This window comes from Burkholderia sp. APQ4-4ca (assembly GCF_057837105.1).
Genome location: NZ_JBYQCG010000233.1, coordinates 2,291 through 6,366, shown reverse-complemented (window position 1 = coordinate 6,366; position 4,076 = coordinate 2,291). Strand labels below are relative to the sequence as shown.

Genomic DNA, 4,076 nt, shown 5'->3' with positions numbered 1-4,076 from the left:
GGCGATGTTGTCCTGGCCGGCCGTGTCGGCGGATTGCCCGCCATGCTGGCCGGCGTGATCGCCGAGCGACTTGAACAGCGCCATGCATTGATCGAGCAAGCGGATCAATTCATCGCGATCGAGCTGACCACCGGTTGCGTGCGAACGCGCATAGGTCGTCAACAGCATGCCCTGGGCGGCGCGCAACGCCGCAGCGGCGTCGGTGCGCAACTCCGCGCCTTCGCCCCGATCGCTCCCGTGCCCGTCCTTGCGCGGCTGCGTCAGGTAGCCGAGATTCAACTGGGTATGCGCATGTTCGCTTGCCAACTGCGCGGAGATTTGCGATGGCGTATCGTCCAGGCGAAGCTGGTTGTGTCGGCGGCCCTTGATCTCCCGCGTCTTGATCCCGGACACGTAGCGATTGCCCGGCAGCGCGCCGGTATTGCTGAAAGTCGCGGGTGGATTCGCGCCGTTGCTCAACACGCCGATAATCACCAGACGGTCCGGGTCGCCTGACAGGCTCCCCAGCAGTACCTCCATGCCGACACGCGGCAGGAACAGCGCGCCGAAGCATTCGCCCGCGAGACTCGCCGCGACGCGAATCGGCGCGCTGTCGCCGGCCAGGCCGTTCGTGCCGGCGCCTTGCGCGTGCGCATGGTCCGCCGGATCCAGCCCGTGAATCTGCACACGCACGCGGCCGGCCTTGTCGCAAAACACCTCTTCGCCCTGCGTGCCGACGATCGTGCCGGTCAGCAGGTGAACCGGCGGCACGTCGATCGACGGATCGTAGGCGGGCTTCAGCGGCACGCCGCGTTGCACGCACGTGAAACTGTTCTCGTAGCGCGTGTCCATTGATCCCGATGCGTCGGGTGGCGGGGCGATTGGCGTGAGGTTGTGGCTTGCCGTGAATAGCCCGCTTGCGCGGACCGACAGGTCTTTCGGCAGGTTGTTCCAGATGACGTGTCGAATCGACGTGACGACGAACCGGCGACGATCGATCGACTTCATGTCCAGTTCCGGGTCGCCCGTCAGCGTGAATCCGTGCCCCACCAGCATGTCGCGCACGGTGCCGATGCCTTCGAAGCGCGCGGCTTCGAACTGATGGGCCAGCATCCGGTCGTGCGCGATGCGCGCGTGATCGTTCCACGAGTCGCCGACGTGCGGGATGTCGATCGCGACGTCGGTCAGCAGGCGCGCAAGATCGTTCCCCGACTCGCCCTGGTCGAGGCCGGTGACGGCCTCGAAGTCGTCCATGCGAGCGGTCTTGTAATCCCACGACGGGCGGCGTACCTTGCCGGGCGACAGGCTCTGGTCGTACGCAAAGAGGGTGACGGTGTCACGTTGCTCGACGCCGGCGTCGCGCGGGTGAAGGCGCACGGTGCCGGCCGGTGCGTCCGGCAGACGATGCGGATCGTCGCAGAACACGAGCGTGTGAATCGGCCGCTCGTCGGTCGCGCTGCGCCTTCCGTCGACCGGCGCGGCCTTGGCAAAGACCGTGATGCCTTCCCGGCGCAGCAGACGCCGGATGAAGCGTGCGTCGGATTCGTTGACCTGCCGCGTCAGCTCGCGTGCCGGATACCGATCGGCCCGCAATGCCGACAGGTCGAAATCGAACGCTCGCGCGAGTGCGGGGCTACGCTGTTTCCACTCGTTCATCAGCGTCGCGAGAATGTCCGGCACGCTGCGCGAGCGGAACAGGCGGGCGTTCGTGCGACGATCCATCAATGAAAGGGCGTCGCACACATGGAGCTGATAGACGGTCAGTTCGCCGTCGGATTGACCGGCTCGCACTTCGCGCACGATCGCGTTGATCGCCTGGATGTTGCCGCGATCGGTCGTCAGCCGGATCGATACGGGCAAACCGAGAAACAGCGCAGGCGGCAGATGATCGTAGGTCGATACGCACGTCAGTTGCCCTTCGATGCCCGACATCAGCCCCTCGCGGATATCGGCATGATGGAGCGCCAGCAGATGGCCGACCGCGCGTTGCGCCTGCCCGAAATGAAGGGAGACGGGACGCTTGTTCAGGTCGACCCGACCCGACGCAAAATTTCTCAAAGTTGCTGCTATCGACATAACGACAATCTCGTTATTTTTGTTCCGGATTCGGATGGGTTCGAATCCGCCTCTCAGGGTGGCAATGCGACGGCGCTTGGAATTTCGGTGCGAAGAATAGCAAGCTATTTCTATCTTCAACTAATATTTTAATTTTGAGACGAGAAATAATTTCTTTTGAAACAATGGTTAATTTTTGGTTGGTTTGAGTGGCGTTTTTGTTTGGATGGGAATATATCGAGTCGATTGCTCTGGATTGGTATTTGTCGTGCCTCTTTTGTTCATATCGTGTAAATGAAACCTTTTTGTCAGGACGTGATTGAATTGGAAGTTGGGAATTCGGAATTGTCCCGAATCGAAATGAGCAACGTTACGGCACACCGATTGAAATCGGCGTGAGCGGGCTTGTGCAATGGCACACGATGTGTACGCCCGCCGATCGGGTGCTGGAGAAAGCATCTTTCAACATACAAATCCGCCGCCGGATGGTTCGGTTGCGCCGGTGAACGGCGAGCTGGATTCGGACGAATTCCGCGAGCCAGGCGATGCCGCGCGGTGCGTTTGCGGATGCTCGATGGGCGCCGCTGCTCGCTTCCCGTCAGTTGTTGTCGTCAAGGCAACACGGTAGTGTTGTGCTGGCCGTTGACGTGCAGCGGGGCTGATAACGAAGCTGTGACGAAACGTACCGGCATCGACGAATTTCGAACGGCGGGTGCGTTGCCGATCATTCCACCCTATAGTGCTCGTCGTTGATCGATCCGCAAGCAATCGGGGGGTTCGTCGTGTTTCACCGGAAATTCAAATTGGGTTGTTCGCGCTTCGCGTGCATCGTCGCCGTGACGACGATGCTGGCGCCCGTCGCGGCGCATGCAGAGGGCGAGGCCGGCGACACCCCGACGCACGTTGCGTCGGCTGTCGATCACGACGCGTCGCCGGCACGACCGATTGTCGGCGACGATCCGGTTGCGATCCGGGATGCGCTGCAGAAGGTGCACACCAGCACGCTCTCACCTTCGTTGCGCGACCGGGTTCGCGGCGCGGTCGCCGGTGCCGCCGGCCGGCACGACGCGAATCCCGATCTGGCGGCCGTCGGTCTGGATCGTGACGTGACGTTCGTGGTGCCGGTGCGGTACGGGCTGAGATACCGGTCGCGGCGGCAACTGCTGACGCTGGACGTCGACCTGTTCGATGCGGAGCGCGACGGCCGGGCAGGCATCCTGCTCCACAAGGTGACGAAGGGGCCGCGCGGGCGCGGGCTCGTGATTGCACCGGAAGCGAAGGCGAAAGGGTACATCCAGCACGTCGACATCATCGAACTCGAATCCGGACAGGGGAACAAGACCACGGTTCGGAGCCGCATGCGGCTTTCGCCCGCCGAATACGCGCAAACGCATGGCGACTTCGCACTGGTTTTTTCCGGACGCCTGGTTCGGCCTTACCTGACCGAACAAACCGAACATGCCGATCCGAGTATCGAGGAGCCGACGGACATTTCGACGCGGGTCTCGACGCTGCACATGGATCTCCGTGACATCCGGCTGGTGAGTCCGTCGAGCGGCGTCGTGGTGTCGAAGAAGCTGCGGTTGTCGAAGTAGCGGGTTTCGGCGGGCGGGTCATGCGCGCGGAGAGGGCGGGCCGGATCAGCGAAATCGTCCGGCCGAAGGGCCGCTTTCCGGAGCTGCTTGTTCAATGCCGGATTTTCGGTATAATGAACCAACGTTCGGAATGTCGAACGTGCGAATTCAAGCATCCAGAGTCGGGTTTTCCGACGCCAACCTGCCCTCCCGGGCAAGGTGGACGCCCTTGAGGCGATGCGGCCGATCGACGGCAACGAAACGGGAGCAGCATGGCTGGCACCGGTTCGATAACCATTCATCCGGAGCAACCATGAGCCAAGTTTCCTCCGCTTTCCGCCCGCCCGTCTGTGAAGACTGGTCGCATTTTCTTCCCGGTTTCACGTTGACGCACACGGTTCATCTCGTTTCGAGACGGAATCCTGGCATCGTCTCGACCGCGGCTGCCGTACTCGAAGGGGAAACGGC

Annotated in this window: 2 protein-coding genes and 1 riboswitch; of the genes, one reads left to right on the top strand and one right to left on the bottom strand. The window is 62.2% G+C overall.

Annotation, left to right across the window (positions count from 1 at the left end; all coding sequences use genetic code 11):
- The coding region (locus AC3IFE_RS28830; protein WP_489193536.1) for a type VI secretion system Vgr family protein at nucleotides 1–2,055 on the bottom strand (2,055 nt) is incomplete at its 3' end.
- A gap of 824 nt (nucleotides 2,056–2,879) precedes the next feature.
- Here AC3IFE_RS28830 and AC3IFE_RS28825 point away from each other — a divergent pair.
- Nucleotides 2,880–3,629, top strand: coding sequence for a hypothetical protein (locus AC3IFE_RS28825; protein WP_489193534.1), 750 nt, complete (start codon nucleotides 2,880–2,882; stop codon nucleotides 3,627–3,629).
- Nucleotides 3,630–3,775: 146 nt separating this feature from the next.
- A riboswitch (SAM-I-IV-variant riboswitch) is annotated at nucleotides 3,776–3,879 on the top strand.
- The last annotated feature ends 197 nt before the right edge of the window (nucleotides 3,880–4,076 follow it).